Annotated in this window: 12 protein-coding genes, 2 tRNA genes and 1 pseudogene; 9 read left to right on the forward strand and 6 right to left on the reverse strand. The window is 36.5% G+C overall.

Annotation, left to right across the window (positions count from 1 at the left end):
- Positions 1 to 81 precede the first annotated feature (81 nt).
- Positions 82 to 543, forward strand: a complete 462-nt coding sequence (locus ES724_RS04870; RefSeq protein WP_146930331.1) for a tRNA (cytidine(34)-2'-O)-methyltransferase — start codon at positions 82 to 84, stop codon at positions 541 to 543.
- Positions 544 to 559: 16 nt separating this feature from the next.
- Here ES724_RS04870 and ES724_RS04875 read toward each other — a convergent pair whose 3' ends face one another.
- Complete coding sequence (locus ES724_RS04875; protein WP_146930334.1) at positions 560 to 1,294, reverse strand: slipin family protein; 735 nt, start codon at positions 1,292 to 1,294, stop codon at positions 560 to 562.
- A gap of 357 nt (positions 1,295 to 1,651) precedes the next feature.
- On the opposite strand from ES724_RS04875, the gene folK reads away from it, so the two are divergent.
- Positions 1,652 to 2,794, forward strand: a complete 1,143-nt coding sequence (gene folK, locus ES724_RS04880) for a 2-amino-4-hydroxy-6-hydroxymethyldihydropteridine diphosphokinase (RefSeq protein WP_146930337.1) — start codon at positions 1,652 to 1,654, stop codon at positions 2,792 to 2,794.
- A 4-nt stretch (positions 2,795 to 2,798) separates the two neighbouring features.
- On the opposite strand, the gene ES724_RS04885 is transcribed toward folK, so the two are convergent.
- Complete coding sequence (locus ES724_RS04885; RefSeq protein WP_146930339.1) at positions 2,799 to 3,338, reverse strand: TrmH family RNA methyltransferase; 540 nt, start codon at positions 3,336 to 3,338, stop codon at positions 2,799 to 2,801.
- 121 nt (positions 3,339 to 3,459) lie between these two features.
- Here ES724_RS04885 and ES724_RS04890 point away from each other — a divergent pair, with 121 nt between their 5' ends.
- The 6 genes from ES724_RS04890 to ES724_RS04915 all read left to right on the forward strand — a co-directional run bounded on the left by ES724_RS04890 (position 3,460) and on the right by ES724_RS04915 (position 10,523).
- On the forward strand, positions 3,460 to 5,292 hold the full coding sequence (locus tag ES724_RS04890; protein WP_146930342.1) for an ABC transporter ATP-binding protein: 1,833 nt from the start codon (positions 3,460 to 3,462) through the stop codon (positions 5,290 to 5,292).
- A 295-nt stretch (positions 5,293 to 5,587) separates the two neighbouring features.
- Positions 5,588 to 6,352, forward strand: coding sequence for a hypothetical protein (locus ES724_RS04895; protein WP_146930344.1), 765 nt, complete (start codon positions 5,588 to 5,590; stop codon positions 6,350 to 6,352).
- A 64-nt stretch (positions 6,353 to 6,416) separates the two neighbouring features.
- On the forward strand, positions 6,417 to 7,187 hold the full coding sequence (locus tag ES724_RS04900; protein WP_146930348.1) for a hypothetical protein: 771 nt from the start codon (positions 6,417 to 6,419) through the stop codon (positions 7,185 to 7,187).
- A 299-nt stretch (positions 7,188 to 7,486) separates the two neighbouring features.
- Positions 7,487 to 10,075 carry a DNA mismatch repair protein MutS gene (gene mutS / locus ES724_RS04905; RefSeq protein WP_146930351.1) on the forward strand — a complete coding sequence of 863 codons (2,589 nt, stop codon included), beginning with the start codon at positions 7,487 to 7,489 and terminating at the stop codon, positions 10,073 to 10,075.
- Between the two features lie 111 nt (positions 10,076 to 10,186).
- Positions 10,187 to 10,259: transfer RNA gene (locus ES724_RS04910), tRNA-Gly, on the forward strand.
- Between the two features lie 180 nt (positions 10,260 to 10,439).
- Positions 10,440 to 10,523 (forward strand) — tRNA-Leu (locus ES724_RS04915).
- A gap of 230 nt (positions 10,524 to 10,753) precedes the next feature.
- Here the strand turns inward: ES724_RS04915 and ES724_RS04920 are convergent.
- The gene (locus ES724_RS04920) at positions 10,754 to 13,171 is read right to left on the reverse strand and encodes a hybrid sensor histidine kinase/response regulator (RefSeq protein WP_146930353.1); all 2,418 of its coding nucleotides are present in this window, start codon (positions 13,169 to 13,171) and stop codon (positions 10,754 to 10,756) included.
- 248 nt (positions 13,172 to 13,419) lie between these two features.
- On the opposite strand from ES724_RS04920, the gene ES724_RS04925 reads away from it, so the two are divergent.
- The gene (locus tag ES724_RS04925) at positions 13,420 to 15,882 is read left to right on the forward strand and encodes a zinc-dependent metalloprotease (protein ID WP_146930356.1); all 2,463 of its coding nucleotides are present in this window, start codon (positions 13,420 to 13,422) and stop codon (positions 15,880 to 15,882) included.
- Positions 15,883 to 16,188: 306 nt separating this feature from the next.
- On the opposite strand, the gene ES724_RS04930 is transcribed toward ES724_RS04925, so the two are convergent.
- The 3 genes and pseudogenes from ES724_RS04930 to ES724_RS16990 form a co-directional block, all read right to left on the reverse strand.
- Positions 16,189 to 16,419 (reverse strand): hypothetical protein, encoded by a 231-nt coding sequence (locus ES724_RS04930; protein ID WP_026837557.1) that lies wholly within the window; start codon positions 16,417 to 16,419, stop codon positions 16,189 to 16,191.
- Positions 16,420 to 16,499: 80 nt separating this feature from the next.
- Complete coding sequence (locus ES724_RS16690) at positions 16,500 to 16,640, reverse strand: hypothetical protein (RefSeq protein WP_246136824.1); 141 nt, start codon at positions 16,638 to 16,640, stop codon at positions 16,500 to 16,502.
- A 136-nt stretch (positions 16,641 to 16,776) separates the two neighbouring features.
- Positions 16,777 to 17,178, reverse strand: a pseudogene (locus tag ES724_RS16990) (TIGR03915 family putative DNA repair protein).

Raw genomic sequence — 17,178 nt, forward strand, 5'->3', positions numbered from 1 at the left:
TTTTAGTGGGAGCTAAAGTATATTGTGCGTTCTAAGAAACGGAATTAAATTTATTTAGATCACTAGTTATATACATAAGGAATGGGTTATAATATTGTACTTATGGAGCCGGAGATCCCAATGAATACTGGGAATATTGGTAGGTTGAGTTTGGCTTCGGGATCTACTTTGCATTTGGTGAAACCTTTTGGTTTTGAACTAGATGATAAAAGAGTGAAGCGAGCCGGACTGGATTATTGGAAGCATATATCCTTAAAGATCTATGAAAGCGCAGAGGAGTTTTTTACGCTGAATAAAGATAAAAAGATGGTGTTCTTCTCTAGTCACGGTGAAAAAGAATATTGGGATATCGATTTTTCTGATGAGCTATTTCTTGTTTTTGGAAAAGAATCTGCTGGATTGTCTTCAGAAATCATAGAAAAGAATCAAGAAAGTGTTTATAAGATCCCCATTTACAGTGAACATATAAGAAGCTTGAATTTGGCAAATGCTGTTAGTGTGGTTGTATATGAAGGGATTAGAAGCCTTAAACCCCCAAACTGATCGATAAAATTATATTCTAAGGCTGTTTTTTAGTTAAAGCCTCTTCCGGAAATGGAAATATGATCGTAGAATTTTTCTCGGCCGCGATATTAGATAAGGTTTGGTAAAGTCTTAATTTAATAGCAGAGGGAGATTGATCTATTAATTTTCCTGCTTCTAATAGTTTCCCGGCTGCTTGCTCTTCTGCCAAGGCGAGAATTATTTGAGATCTTCTGGATCGCTCTGCTTCAGCTTGACCTGCCATCATACGTTTCATGTTTTCGGGTAATTGGATGTCTTTAATTTTCATTCCTATAATTTCAATTCCCCATTCCCGGGTTTCCTCCTCTACGATCGTCTTGATATTCTTGCCCATTTCCTCGCGTTTAGATAAAATGGTGTCTAGTTCCACTTTACCACAAACATCTCTTAGTGCAGCTTGAGATAATTGTGTGATCGCATAATTATATTCTTCTACTTGTAAGACCGCTTTTTCCGGATCGTTAATTCTAAAGAAAACCACCCCATCTATGCTACAGGGAACGTTATCCTCCGTCATTACTTCCTGAGAAAGGATATTAATGGTGATAACCCGAATATCTACTACTTGAATTGTTTCAACCAAAGGAATTATCCACTTAAAACCTGGTTTTAAGGTCTTGATATATTTACCAAATCTAAATTTTAAAGCTCTTTTGTATTCAAAAACAATACGAATCCCGCTAAGGAAAAACAGAGCAAATAAAATAAGAAAGAAGATAGATGGTACCATTATCTAAAAATTTAAATTGTTACTGAAATTTGACTATTGGGGGCTTTACTTTTGAGCTAAAATAAGAGAAGGGTAATTTTTGATATTGGGCTGGAACCAAGATAAGGATGAATTATAAAATAACTCCTTATATGATACTTCTATAAAATTAATAAAAAACAACCTATTTTCCTAAATATTAATTTTTCTGTTTGTATTTCACTAAGGATTATTTAATTAAGATATATGTATGTTTTAATTCTCTTTTAAACCGATATTTTTTGTGCCTCTCCTTAATAAAACTAGGTGAAAGTAAATTAGTTTTAGTTAATTTGCTATACTATTAGTTTGTACTTCCATAACCTTTAATTACACCTTTTGAACTCTCCAAAACTTTTCTATATAGCCTTAGGCAGCAATGAGGGAGACCGTATGTATCTATTACAAACAGCGGTAGATTTGATTTACCTAGAAATTGGGGATGTACTTAAGCTTTCTCCTATTTATGAAACACCTGCTTGGGGTTTTGATGGAGCAGCTTTCTTGAATATGTGTGTTGCGGTTAATAGCAGGTTTTCTCCAAGAAAAGTGCTTCAAAAATTACTGAAAATTGAAACCAAGTTAGGAAGGACCAGAAATACTAACGGAGCTTATAAGAACAGAACCTTAGATCTTGATATTTTATTGATGGATGAGGAAGTGGTCTCTACAGAGAATTTACAGGTGCCACATCCGGAAATGCAAAACAGAAAATTTGTATTGATGCCTTTGGCAGATATTGCAGGAAAAGAAAAGCATCCAAGCTTACACCAATCAATTTCTCAGCTTTTGGAAAACACTTCAGATAAAAGTGAAATTAAAAGACTTCCGGAAACTTTAAAAAAACCAGGTAAGAAATTCAGCTTTATCAACTATAACTATATTGCGGTAGAGGGAAATATTGGTGCTGGAAAAACGAGTTTATCTACCATGATGTCTCAAGATTTTAATGCCAAATTGATCTTGGAGCGTTTTAAGGATAACCCGTTTCTGCCTAAATTCTATGAAGATCAAAATAGATATGCATTTCCTTTAGAGATGTCTTTTCTTGCAGATAGGTATCAGCAATTATCAGACGATCTTGCTCAGTATGATCTTTTTACAGATTTTGTGGTTTCAGATTATGATGTTTTCAAATCGCTGATCTTTGCTAAGATTACCCTTCAAGAAGATGAATATGCCTTGTACGATAAGCTTTTCAGGATAATTTATAAGGAATTGGTAAAGCCAGATCTGTATATATATCTGTATCAGAATACCGATCGATTACTTGAAAACATTAAAAGTAGAGGTAGGGATTACGAGCAGAATATCCAACCAGACTATTTAATTGAAATCAATAAAAGTTATTTGTCTTTCATAAAATCTCAGGCAAATATCAAGGTGAAGATCATTGATATTTCTGAATTGGATTTTGTGAATAACCGTAAAGATTATTTACAAATTCTAGCGAAGATTGAAGAGACTATTACTTTGGCTTAAACGTTTATAGACTGATCTTGCTAAAAAGATCCCATAACACAACTCCCGTACTTACAGAGATATTTAGAGAATGCTTACTTCCTAATTGAGGGATTTCGATTATTCCATTACTCGCAGTTACTACGCTTTGTTGCACTCCCTTAACTTCATTTCCAAACACCACGGCATAGGTTTTACCCTTTTCTGGCTGAAAATCATTTAGCATGGTAGCGCCTTCTGCTTGTTCAATAGCTAAGACCTCTACCTGCTCGTCTTGAAGTTGTTTTATAAGAGAGATAGTATTTTCCACATATTCCCATTCCACCGTTTCTGTAGCTCCCAGTGCTGTTTTTTGAATGTCTTTATGCGGTGGAGTAGCTGTTATTCCACAGAGATAGACCTTTTTAATTAAAAAGGCATCTGCCGTTCTAAATACAGAACCTATGTTGTTAAGACTTCTAATATTGTCCAGAATAACAATAATGGGCGTTTTAGCAGCTCCCTTAAATTCGGCTACCGTCTTTCTTTCTAATTCGCTATTCTTAAGTTTTCTATTTTCTCCCATAATGGCAAAAATAGGAATATTTATAAGTGTTTTTTAAGATGTTAAAAGGAAATACTTAATCTACTTTACTTCCAAATATGATATTTCCTGAGTAACTTGCTTGCTTATCAAAATATAGCTCTTGCCTAGAACTCAAAGATCCTTAAAACCTGAAAAGATTAACTTTAAAGAAAGCTTTGCCTCTTTAAAGTTTGTGCCACGTTTTTTTAAAGAAATACGAAAGGTTAATCCGTTGTTATTTTATGCCAACGTAGCTAGTAGAATATTAAATGCGAGTTTACCTGTACTAATATTATTGATTGGAAAGATCATTGTAGATGAGGTAGTGCTTCAAATAGCTGCTGATATTAAAGATTATGACAGGCTTTGGTTATTTGTGGGAATTGAGCTTGGGTTGGCAATACTTTCAGATCTATTATCTAGAGCAATCGCGCTGACAGATGCGCTGTTAGGAGATCAATATTCTATAGATACTTCAGTAAAGATCATAAAAAAAACTTCAGAAATAAATTTGGATCAGTTAGAAGATTCAGAATTCTACGATAAATTAGAACGGGCGAGGCAACAAACAACAGGAAGAGTAGGCTTGATGTCTAATATTTTAACCCAAGGACAAGATATAATTGTGATTATATCTTTAATGGCGGGGGTAGTTGTTTTTGAACCTTGGTTGATAATTCTACTAGTTGTTTCTATAGTCCCAACTATTATAAACGAAATAAAATTTAGTGGAACCAGTTATTCTTTAGCCAGAAGGTGGACGCAGGAACGCAGAGAATTGGATTATTTAAGATATGCAGGAGCAAGTGATGTGACAGCTAAGGAGGTGAAATTGTTCGGACTTTCAGATTATCTTGCAACAAGATTTCAAAACCTTTCCAATAAATATTACAAGGAAAGTAAGCAGCTTGCAAAGCAACGTGCAGCCTGGGGTTCATTTTTTAATGTAATAGGAACTGGGGCATATTATGGCGCGTATGTGCTAATAGTTTTTAGGACCGTGGTTGGAGTATTTAGTTTAGGAGATCTTACCTTTCTTTCAGGCTCTTTCAAAAGTTTGCAAAATAAATTACAAGGATTTTTTACCAGATTTACAGCAATCACAGAAAGTGCATTATATCTTCAGGATTATTTTGAATTTTTAGATCTTAAATTCGATAGATCTGAAGAAGTAGAAGGACTGTCCTTACCTGAAAGTATAAAAACAGGATTCACGTTTAATAATGTTGGATTTAAATATCCTAAATCTGAGCGCTGGGTAATCCGTAATGTGAATTTTGAATTGAAAGCAGGTGAAAAGCTGGCTTTTGTAGGAGAAAATGGAGCAGGGAAAACCACACTTATAAAATTATTGCTTCAATTCTATGAGCCAACCGAAGGTGAGATCTTATTAGATGGTGTGCCAATAAAGAAATATAATCAGCTTCAATATCAGCAGTATTTCGGGGTGATCTTCCAAGATTTTGTGAAATTCGAATTAACCTTGCGAGAAAATATCGCGATGGGTGAAATAGAGGAAATTGGGAATCAGCCCCGAATAGACAATGCAGCAGATAAAAGTCTTGCGAATCAGGTAGTTTCAGAATTGCCTGGAGGTTACGATCAGCAATTAGGAAAGCGCTTTAAGAATGGAAAAGACCTTTCTGGAGGGCAATGGCAAAAGATCGCTATTGCAAGAGCTTATATGAAAGATGCAGAAGTATTAGTGTTAGACGAGCCAACTTCAGCATTAGATGCAAGAGCAGAAACCGAAGCCTTTGATAGATTTATAAAATTAACCGAAGGGAAAACCGCAGTGATCATATCGCACAGATTTAGCACCGTGCGAATCGCAGACCGTATCATGGTGCTAAAGGAAGGCACCGTTCTGGAAATTGGAACTCATGAAGAATTAATGGAGAACAATAAATTATATACTGAATTATTCAATCTTCAAGCGGCAGGTTATCAATAGTAAATTCTAATATTATCTAGACAGTAGTTAAGATATCTTTTATTTAAATTTAAAATTTATTAATAATTAGTAGGTATTTAACACATTTTTAATATCTTAGAGCATCTTATTCGTGATAAATAGGAATTTTGTTTTTTACTCCAATCCCCCTTGCATATCCCAAAAAAATTATTTTCCGTAATATTCGGAAACAATCCCCACATTTTAGTTTTGAATAATTGTACTGATTCTAGTATTTCAATATTCTGAATCGGCATTTTATTATAATTAAGTAACCAACTAAAATTCAGAGATTATGAGAACCATTAAAATTTTAGGGCTTTTATTGTTCGGTTGTATGTTCGCGTTTAACATGCAATCTCAGGAGGAATCTAGGTATCAGCGATATCTAATTCATATGGATCCTGTGAAACCTTCTATGCAAGCAGAATATGAAAAGACTGCTGCCAAATTCGCGAAAATGTGCAAAGATAATAACTATGCTAACGATTGGATGACACTTGCCACAGAGGATAACAATTATTTTTATATCTCTCCTATGGAAAATTTTGCTGAACTCGATGAAAACCCAATGGCTTCACTTAGAGAGAAAGTTGGAGCAGAAGATTTTGACAAAGTTTTTGAAGATTTTGATAAATGTTATGACAAGCATTCAGATTTTGTACTAGCACTGGATAAAGAACTTAGTTACATGCCAGATGGAATGCAAACTATGATCGAAGGTGAGAATTATCGAGAAAACACTCGATATTATTTTGCTCCAGCAGATACTGATAAAGCTGTAGAAGCAGCAAAAGCTTTCAAAAACTTCTATTCAGAGAAGAATCTCAATATGCACTATAGATTATATAGAAGTGGCTTTGGGACAGATGGCGCCTATTTTATGGTTGCGGTAGCTGCAAAAGATGCTATGGATATGGAACGTAAAAGTGCAGAAGCCAGAAAAGCGATGGGGCCAAAGGGGCAAGAACTTTTTGCCAACCTTAATAAGATCCTTTTAAAAACGGAAACGATGCGAGGGTGGATGAGACCAGACCTTTCTTATGTAGCATCTAAATAAATTATTGATATTTTTTAACTCCAGATTTTATAATAGACCTACAATAACCATCTAATATTAAATTATGAAAAAGATTTTTTACTTGATATTGCTAATTCCTTTTTTAGCAATATCCCAAAACGGAAATGAATATATGGTGTTTGAAAACGCTTTGTTATCCCCGCAGTTGGATAAGATTTCTGAATTCGAATCTGGACTTGCAGCGCATAATAAACAATACCATAATGAAGGACAATATGGCGCAAGAGTATATTGGATAGGAAATGGACCCAACACTGGTAAGTATCTATGGGTAATGGGGCCTTTGCCTTGGAGCGCATTCGATACCAGACCGGAAAAAGAAGGACATGATGAAGATTGGAACTCCAATGTTCTGCGATACATGCTGCCAGAAACAGATCAGACCTATTTCAAGTTTGAGGCAGGGCTTTCTAATTTTCCTAAAGATTTTACTCTCAACAAATTGTTGGTAGATTATTATGATATAAAGCCTTTTCAAGGGACAAAGACAATGGCTTTATTAGAAAAGATAGAAAAGGTAATGAAAGATAAATTCCCGGGAGCCACTTATGGAATTTACACCAACGAATTGCCAAATAGCAAAGACGGGAATGATATTTCCTTTATTTCATTTTTTGAGAAATCGGCATGGATGGGGGAAGACAGGAAATTTGTCGATAAATATAATGAAGTTCATGGGGCAGGTAGTTTTGACACCTTTCTTAAGGACTGGGAAAATGCAACTCAAGGGAGTTACTCCGAATTATGGCATTTCAGACCAGAACTTAGTGGATTATCCGGCGAAGTGAAAGTTGCAGAGCGACAAGAAAATTAGAGTAGAAACAAAGAATTAATAATAAGCTTTGTTTCTATTTCAATCAATACCTAAATAAATTTATAATTATCCTCTAATGCACACTAAGAGCTTAGAGGATAATTTTTATTTTAATAGTAATGTTGATCTCTTTTAAGATTGATCTTTGGGTTAGAAACATTCTCATTAAAAGATATTGTGGATAATTTTGAATAAAAGCAGCTTTTTAAATTTCTCATAGCCTTTAGGATTGAGTATTTTAGCATGAATTAAATTGAACTCTTTTGGCAGCTAAAAAACCTAAATCAATCACTCCTTTAATGAAACAATATAACTCCATCAAGGTGAAATATCCTGATGCTCTATTGTTATTTAGAATAGGGGATTTTTATGAGACCTTTGGGGAAGATGCCATTAGCACTGCCAGGATCCTGAATATAGTTCTAACTAAAAGAGGGAATGGGAGTGAAACAGAAACTGCTTTGGCAGGATTTCCTCACCACGCCTTGAATACCTACTTGCCTAAATTGGTTAAAGCTGGCTTGCGGGTTGCTATTTGCGATCAGTTAGAAGATCCTAAACTCACAAAAACTATTGTGAAAAGAGGTGTTACAGAGTTGGTTACCCCGGGAGTAGCAATGAATGATGAGGTTTTGAATAGCAAGGCCAATAATTTTTTATGTGCTGTTCACTACGGCAAGAAGACAATGGGAATTTCTTTTCTAGATGTCTCTACTGGAGAGTTCTTAACAGCGCAAGGTTCTGCGGAATATATAGATAAACTTCTTCAAAATTTTGGACCTAGTGAAGTCCTTATTCAGAAAAATTATAAAAAGGAATTTACTAAAACCTTTGGTGATAGTTTTCACTGTTTTTATCTGGAAGATTGGGTTTTCAAATTGGATTATGGATATGAATCCTTGAACGAGCATTTTAAAACCAAATCTTTGAAAGGATTTGGAGTAGATCATTTGGAAGAAGGAATTATTGCTTCAGGAGCTATCCTATATTATTTAAGCGAAACCCAACATCATAAATTACAGCATATCGCTTCTTTAAATAGAATTGCTGAAGAGGAATATGTTTGGATGGATCGATTTACCATTCGAAATCTCGAATTGTACAATTCCAACGCCCAAAATGCAGTCACCCTTCTGGAAATCATAGATAAGACTATTTCTCCTATGGGAGGAAGAATGATGAAACGATGGCTAGCGCTTCCGCTTAAAAATGCTGAAAAGATTAAAGCGAGGCATCATGTGGTGAGCTATTTTATTCAGAATAAAGAGGAGTTAGCGCAGCTTCAGAAACAAATAAAACGAATTAGTGATCTGGAAAGATTGATCTCCAAAGTAGCTACTGGGAAAATTTGTCCTCGGGAAGTAATTCATCTAAATAATTCTCTGGATGCTATCATGCCAATCAAAAAACTGGCTATGAATGCTAAGGAAGAGTCCTTAAAAGTACTTGGTGATAAGTTACAAAGCTGTGAGGTTTTAAGAACCAAGATCAACGAGATGTTACATGAAGAAGCTCCGGTGAATATTGTAAAAGGGAATACTATTGCTAAAGGTTATCATCCAGAGCTGGATGATCTTAGAAACATCGCTTTTTCAGGGAAAGATTACCTTAATGAGATGTTGGAGCGGGAGAGTAAAGCTACCGGAATCACCTCCCTTAAAATAGGAAGCAATAATGTATATGGCTACTATATTGAAGTAAGGAATAGCCATAAGGATAAAGTGCCGGAAGAATGGACCCGGAAACAAACTTTGGTGAATGCCGAGCGTTACATAACTGAAGAATTGAAGGAATATGAAGGCAAGATCTTAGGAGCAGAAGAAAAGATCTTGCATTTAGAGCAAGAATTATTTGCAGGTCTTGTAGACTGGATGAGAGATTATATTAATCCTGTGCAGCAAAATGCGCGATTAATTGGTCAGTTAGATTGTCTATCTTCTTTTGCACAACAAGCGATCTTGGAGAATTATAACAAACCAGAAATAGATGATTCTACTGAATTAGAGATCAAGAATGGGAGGCATCCAGTTATAGAAAAGCAATTGCCACATGGAGAACAGTATATTACCAATGATGTTTTCTTAGATAGAGAAACTCAGCAGGTAATTATGATCACGGGCCCTAACATGAGTGGTAAATCGGCTATTTTAAGACAAACAGCACTTATAGTATTACTGGCTCAAATGGGAAGTTTTGTCCCGGCAGAAAGTGCGAGAATTGGCTTGGTAGATAAGATTTTTACAAGAGTAGGAGCGAGCGATAATATCTCTATGGGCGAATCTACTTTTATGGTAGAGATGAATGAGACCGCGAGCATTCTTAATAACCTATCTGAACGTAGTTTGGTGCTATTAGACGAAATTGGTAGGGGAACAAGTACTTATGATGGAATTTCGATTGCTTGGGCTATTACAGAGTATCTTCATGAACATCCTACCCATGCAAAAACACTTTTTGCGACCCATTATCACGAATTAAATGAAATGGGAGATACCTTTAGTCGAATCAAGAATTATAATGTTTCTGTAAAGGAATTAAAGGATACCGTATTGTTTCTTCGGAAATTGATTCCTGGTGGGAGTGCGCACAGTTTTGGGATACATGTGGCGAAGATGGCAGGAATGCCACAGCAAGTTATAAGCAGAGCTAATAAGATCCTGAAGAAGCTGGAAAAATCTCATAAAATGGAGGATTCCGGAGAAATTTTAAAAAATTCTGCAGAACAAGAGATGCAATTGAGTTTTTTCAATTTAGACGATCCTTTGCTTCAAGAATTAAAAGAAGAGCTCTTGCATATTGATATTGATACACTTACGCCAATTGAAGCCTTGATGAAATTAAATGAAATAAAGAGAATGCTTTCTGGGAAACAAAAAGCCCAAGTTTAAAGTCGATAATATCGTAGAAAATCCTTTGGTATTATAAGAATTGTTTTAAATTTGCAACCGCAATAAGGAATTATTGCTCTTCGGGAAACCGAAAAAACGTTCAGACAAATTGCGAAAATAGCTCAGCTGGTAGAGCGCCACCTTGCCAAGGTGGAGGTCGCGGGTTCGAATCCCGTTTTTCGCTCTGACAAGCGAAACATTTGAAGTTTGCGGGTTCTCCCGATGCTTCGGGGCCGTTTTTCGCTCTGAAAGGCGAAAGTTCGCTCATAAAATCAATGCTCGGATGGTAGATCCTGATGGTTATCGGGAAATAGTCTTAAGAGCAACAAATCCAAATTAGGATTTAAAATATTAAAACATCCACGCTCGGGTGGTGGAATTGGTAGACACGTTGGACTTAAAATCCAATGAACATTAGTTCGTACGGGTTCAAGTCCCGTCCCGAGTACTCTAAACCCTGTTAATCTATTGATTATCAGGGTTTTTTGATTTATAGAATAAAAATTGTCAAACCATTTGTAAATTCGCCACAACTTTTAAGATTGATCCTTGAATGTTTCTCAGAGCAGACTAACATCTCTGTAAGTATACTTCGGCCATTTTTTCGTTCCGGAAAAGCTCAGGATGCCTCTGATATGATAGGGTATTCAGGGGTGGGACTGCTCTTTTTTCAATAAACTAATCCATCACTTTTTCCACTCCTTCAAGCAACACTGCCATTTTTAAATAAAGCCTGTCTTTGTGTACCGGTTTAGCGAGATAATCGTTCATCCCTATGTCTTTCACCCGCTGTTTGGTACTTTCCATAACATCTGCTGTTACGGCTATTATAGGAATGTTCTTATTATAGGTCCCTGCCTCTCCCTTTCGTATCTCGATGCAGGCTTCGTAGCCATCCATTATCGGCATTTGCAAATCCATTAGTACAAGATCAAATGCCTGTTCTTGCAATTTCTCAAGACATTCAGCACCATTATTGGCAAAACTTACCTGGGTTCCGTTCCATTTTTTAAGGATCATTTTCAGCACCATTTGGTTTATAGGGTCGTCCTCAACTACTAGGATATGGCTGCCTTTCAAATCATAAGTTTGAATAGGAGTCAATTTTGATAGGGCTGCAGGTTTATTGGCCAGGGGGAACGAGAGCTTGAGAATGCAGGTGGTTCCAACTCCCTGCTTACTTTGTATTTGAATTTCGCCCTTGTGCATATCTACAAGTACCTTTATAATAAAGAGTCCCAAGCCAAGACCACCATATTTTCGCTTATTATTGATGCTTTCTTGGGTCAGCGAATCAAATATAGTTTCCATTTTTTCTGTAGGTATTCCAATTCCGGTATCGGTAACCTTCAGTAATAGGTCCATAGTATTAAGGTTTCCTTTGCGGGTTTTAAGGTCTAATCGTATACTGCCTTCCGGAGTAAATTTCAGGGCATTGTCTAGGAGGTTGTTTACAATTTGGGCGACCCGGTTTGTATCACCTACTACTGCCTCGGTTACTAAGTTATTAGTATGAAATTCAAAAGAAAGACCTTTTTCTTCGGCCTGGTTCTTATAGCTTATTTGTAATTGTTCCATGATCTCCATAAGATCAAAAACCTCATTCTCAAGTTTCAGTTCCCCTTTTTCTATTTTTGAAAAATCCAGAATATCGTTTATTAGGTTTAATAGACGTACCGATGAAGCCTTGATCACATTAGAAGTGGTTCTTACTTTCTGTTCATTAGTCTCATTGGCCATAGCATCTGCAAGTCCCATTATTGCATTTAGCGGAGTGCGCAATTCGTGGCTTAAATTAGACAAGAAATAAGATTTAAGTTCATCCATTTCCTTCAAGCGTATCAAGGCAAGATTTTGAAGTTCTTGTTTTTCGGTTTTAAGTTTTTTAATCCTGTTGGCCATGGAAAGCGACAGGAAGATAATTTCCAGTCCTGTTCCCAGTTTTGCACTGTTTTGGGTGAGAAAGGTATTGGGTAAGACACTTAAATTATTCAGAATAAAGATCACAAATCCCAGAGTGAGAAAAAATATTCCCGTTAGGAAAAATTTGTCTACGGTTATTTTTTTTGATACTAGGATAATCACCGAAACCACTATGGCTACTAGTACCCCAAGCCCCAATAGGTTTGCCGAGGGATATGCAAATTCCAAAAACCCGGGCACAAATAGCAGCGCAAGCAGCAAAAGCCCAAGCATCACATAGATCGCTTTAAAGATGCGAGCCATATTGCTGTTGCTTTGCCGGATGTTTAAATACACTTCAGAATATTTACCCAGAAAACCGGCTGATAAAATGGCAAACAATATTACAGAATGATTAGAGAACCAGCCACCTGCAGGTCCAAGATATTGAAAAAAGTAGCCGTCTAGGGAGAACTGCAAAAGTCCCACTGTGATTACATAAATACTATAATACAGAAAACTCCTTTCTCCAAGTGCAAAGAAGAAAAACAGGTAAATAATGGCAGCGATCAATAAGATACCGTAGAAAATGCCAAACACTAGTTGCTCGATATAGGTGATCTTTAGAAGACTGGAAGCATTATGAAGGAGTAGGGGTAAATTTAAAACTTCTCCGTCATTCTCGTAATGAATATAAATATCAAGGGTTTCATCAGAAGGCAGATGTATTTCAAAAATTGTTTTCCGGTGGTCAAAACTGCGATTTGAAAAGGCCATTTTATCCCCGCTTTGTTGGGATTGAATGTTTCCTGAAGCTGAAATGCTGTAGAGGTTCACCCTGTCTGTTATAGGTCGGCCGGTCTCAAGATAATAAGTGAGATTTTGAGAAGTAGTATTTTTGATCCTGAATTTCACCCAATAGTGGTCCCGGGTGAATCCAATATTCATATTTTCAGATTCCAGAGGCCTAAAATCAAGGGTTGCGGTATTGTTCTTTACTTCTTCAAGCGTGTAGATTTCGTCTCCGGAGCTGGCATAAAGTGCATATTCATGCAAGGAAACAACTTCAGTAATGGGTTGGGCAGGGTAAGGGTCCTGTTCCAAAGCATTAACCTGAAAAGTGCACAGGAGCAAAAAGACCAGACAGGCAAAATATCTCATTTGACCTTTAGGGCAGGGTAGGTAAGGGGCCATTAATATTTTATTTAATTGGTATTGATAATGACGGTTAAGATAGAAATTAATTTTCAGATTAAATCTGAAGGCGCTATATCAAGCAAAAAACTTTTGATATTTATCATGAAACGCTCTTCATAGTTTTATACTTTTTGAAAATATCATATTATAAATTGCTTCTGAAGTAAACTTTGGTGGAATGTTTATTTTCACTGCTTCATTTTTCTTTGCGTTTTCTTATATTGAGATCTCAAATAAAATTGAATATGATCAAAAAAATATCGGCACTTGGTTTAATGGCAATCGTTTTTCTTGGATGCCAGAGTCAGCGATCCATTACAGGAACACAAACAGGGAATAAATCAGCTTCAACAACAGATTCTAAAAAAGATAATGACGACCTAAAGCCCTACCGGGAGGTGATTACTTCAGAAGCTAAAAGTGATGAAGGTTTGTTCACCAGTCACAGGGTAGGAGATAAGTTATATTATGAAATTCCACTCAGCCTGCTTGAAAAGGATATGCTGTTGGTGAGCAGAATTGCAAAAGTGCCGGCCGGTTTTGGTGGTGGCTATGTAAATGCTGGTTCCAAGGCAAATGAACAGGTTGTAAGATGGACCAAAAGGGGTGAGAATGTAGATATAAAGATCATCAGTTTTGAGAATGAAAGCGATGAAAATTCCCCTATATACCAGTCTGTTGCTGCAAATAACTTTTTCCCAATACTTTACAGTACAAAAATTTCGGCTTACAATCCCGATTCCACAGCTGTAGTTGTTGAGGTAAATAGTTTATATGAGAATGACATTGAAGCTATTAATGGTATTTCAAGTTCCCTTAAAAAGCGGTACAAAGTCAAAAAGCTGGACCAAAATCGTTCTTATATTGAGTCTGTTCAATCTTTTCCGAAGAATATTGAGGTAAAACATGTGATGACCTATGAAGCAGAGGAGCCACCGGAAAGTGATCAGGCAGGAACTATTTCTTTGCTGATGAATCAATCTATGATATTACTTCCGGATGAAAAAATGCAGCCGAGATTAGCAGATGAAAGAGTAGGCTGGTTCAGTATTAAGAAATACGATTACAATTCAGACGAACTTAAAGCTGATGATTACAGGATTATAAGGAAGTGGCAATTGGTTCCGAAGGATAGTGAAGCCTATAAGAGAGGAGAATTGGTAGAACCTGTAAAACCTATTGTTTATTACCTGGATCCTGCAACACCAGAAAAGTGGAGACCCTATTTCAAGAAGGGAATCGAAGACTGGAACGTAGCTTTTGAAGCTGCAGGATTTAAGAATGCTATCATAGCCAAGGACCCGCCTACTAAAGAAGAAGATCCGGAATTTAGCCCTGAAGATATAAGATATTCTGTGGTAAGATATGTTGCCAGTACTACAAGGAATGCAACTGGGCCTTCCGTATCAGATCCACGTACGGGTGAAATAATAGAAAGTGACATAATTTGGTATCACAACCATCTGCGTTCTTACCGAAACAGGTTTATGATAGAAGCAGGAGCACAGAATCCTGCTGCCCGAACTTTAAATACTCCGGAAGCTGAAATCGGAGAAATGATGCGAATGGTGATTGCTCACGAAGTAGGTCACGCCCTGGGATTACCACATAATATGAAGGCCAGTTCAGCCTACCCTACAGATTCCCTACGTTCAGCTGAATTTACTCAGAAGTATGGATTAACGCCTTCCATTATGGATTATGCGAGGGTGAATTATGTTGCACAACCAGAGGATAAAGGTGTTCGATACATCCGGATGATGGGACCTTACGATCTTTATGCCATCAATTGGGGGTATCGATATATACCTGAAGCAGACAGTCCTATTGAAGAGAAGCCAATTCTTGATAAATGGATACTTGAAAAAGCCGGGGACAGGATGTATGAATTTGGAAGCGGTTATGGTGGAGTAGATCCCCAGTCGCAAAGGGAAAGTTTAGGATCTGATCAGGTGAAGGCCAGTGAATATGGACTTGCAAATTTAAAAAAGGTAGTTCCAAATCTTATTGCATGGACTTCCAAAGACGGAGTAGATTACGAGGATCTTGATGAGGTTTACGGGGAATTAACCAGCTTGTGGAGAGGTTATGTAAACCATGTCGTTGCCAATGTAGGTGGGGTTAATGAAACCCTGAAAACTGCAGATCAGGAAGGAGCTGTTTATAGAGATGTTCCAAAGGAAATTCAAAAAAATGCCGTGGCATTTTTAAATAATCAAGCTTTCACAACTCCCGACTGGTTACTAAACCAGGAAATTCTGAGCAGAATTGAAGCGTCAGGAGCAATTGAACGTGTACAAAATTTACAGACCAGAGCTCTTAACAATCTGCTTGATGAGGATAGGTTGAAGAGAATGGTGAGTAATGAGCAGATGAACGGAAAGGAAGCTTATACGGCAGTAGAATTAATGGATGACCTGCGAAAAGGGATTTTCAGTGAATTATATTCTGGAAGAAAAACTGATGCCTATCGCAGAAATTTACAACGTTCTTATGTAGATGCTGCATCCGCTTACCTTCAGCAATTAAAGGGTGAAGATAATGAAGCGGTATTGAAGTCGGATATCATCGCATTAATGCGTGGTGAAATGGAGCGATTGAAAAGGGATCTTAGTACTAGAAAAAACAATAATAATGATTCTTTAACCAAATATCACTGGAATGATCTTGTTGCAAGAATAGATGCTGGTCTTACCGTCGATTTTTAAAATAGATTTTATTTTCATGTATCTTAATATTAGTGACGGAGTAACGTAGTGGACTTGTGACGGGGGGTTTAGTTACGGAGTGACCTTTTAAAGCAGTGACGGAGTTTTGAGCATAGTTCTTCTACGACCCTTAAATTCATTACAGCGTTACTTCAGCACAACATTACTGAGTTTCTTTATTCTCCGTCAAAAAAATTGATGTTCTTCTAATTCTTGGAAGTAAAGTGCCCCCAAAAAGTTGAACACTAATTGGGGGCATTTTTTTAATTATAGGAAATTGGATAAGACTTTCCTTCTTAAATAGAATTACTGATTCTCCCCATTTACGTCATCTGTATTATGAACTTCTTCATCTATTTCTTTGACAACTTTTTCGGCACCGGCTTCAATTTTCTCTCCTGCTTCTTTAGCATTTGTTTCTATATCTTCACCTATAGACTCTAAAGCATCTTCTGTTTTTTCTTGAGTAGTTTCTCTACAAGAATATACCGATGTTGCCATTGCAGCAAGCATCAGCATTAAAAATAATTTTTTCATTGTTTAGATTTAAAGGGTTTAACTAAAAAAGCCACCTCAAATTAAATTAAGATGGCTTAAGAATATGAATGCAAAAAAGACTACATGTCGTCGTCTCCGTTCACATCATCAGTTCCATTTACTTCTTCTTCTACTTCAGTTTCAACGTTTTCAGCAGCAGCATCTAGGTCATCAGCAACATCGTCTGCAGCATCTTCCATGTCGTCAGCTGCGTCTTCCATAGCGTCTTCTGTTTTTTCTTCTGTTGTTTCTCTACAAGAATAGATTGATAAAGAGAATACAGCAGCTAATAATAATAAAGATAATTTTTTCATTGTAAAATGTTTAATTAGTTGAGCAGCAAATTTAAACTAATTTTTAATTTGGCCAAGTACTCTTTTCAGTTAAATATTTCCAATATCTTTTGGGTACATGTTGCAGGTGTAGTTTCATATTCTTTCTGGATTTTATATTGGTGCTTTCAAAATATTCTTACCATAATTTTTTAAAGCCTATTCCGGAAGTACTGAAAACACTGGTGTTAGATGAATCTAGGTGATCTTTAGATTTAAAATTAAAATTTATATAACTAGTATCTCGTAAGTTAAAAAACAAGTCGAAATTTCACTTTATATTGTAAATAATCCATTTTTGATCGGCATATCGACTTTCAAAATGCTGTAAAATTATGGGGAGAACGTTAAAATCTGGCTCGATCGTAGCAAAATAGATCTTGTGTTTAGTAAGCTGAAATCTTACAAAAATCTCTATTCCATTCAC

Source organism: Gillisia hiemivivida (assembly GCF_007997295.1).
GTDB classification, from domain to species: Bacteria; Bacteroidota; Bacteroidia; order Flavobacteriales; family Flavobacteriaceae; genus Gillisia; species Gillisia hiemivivida.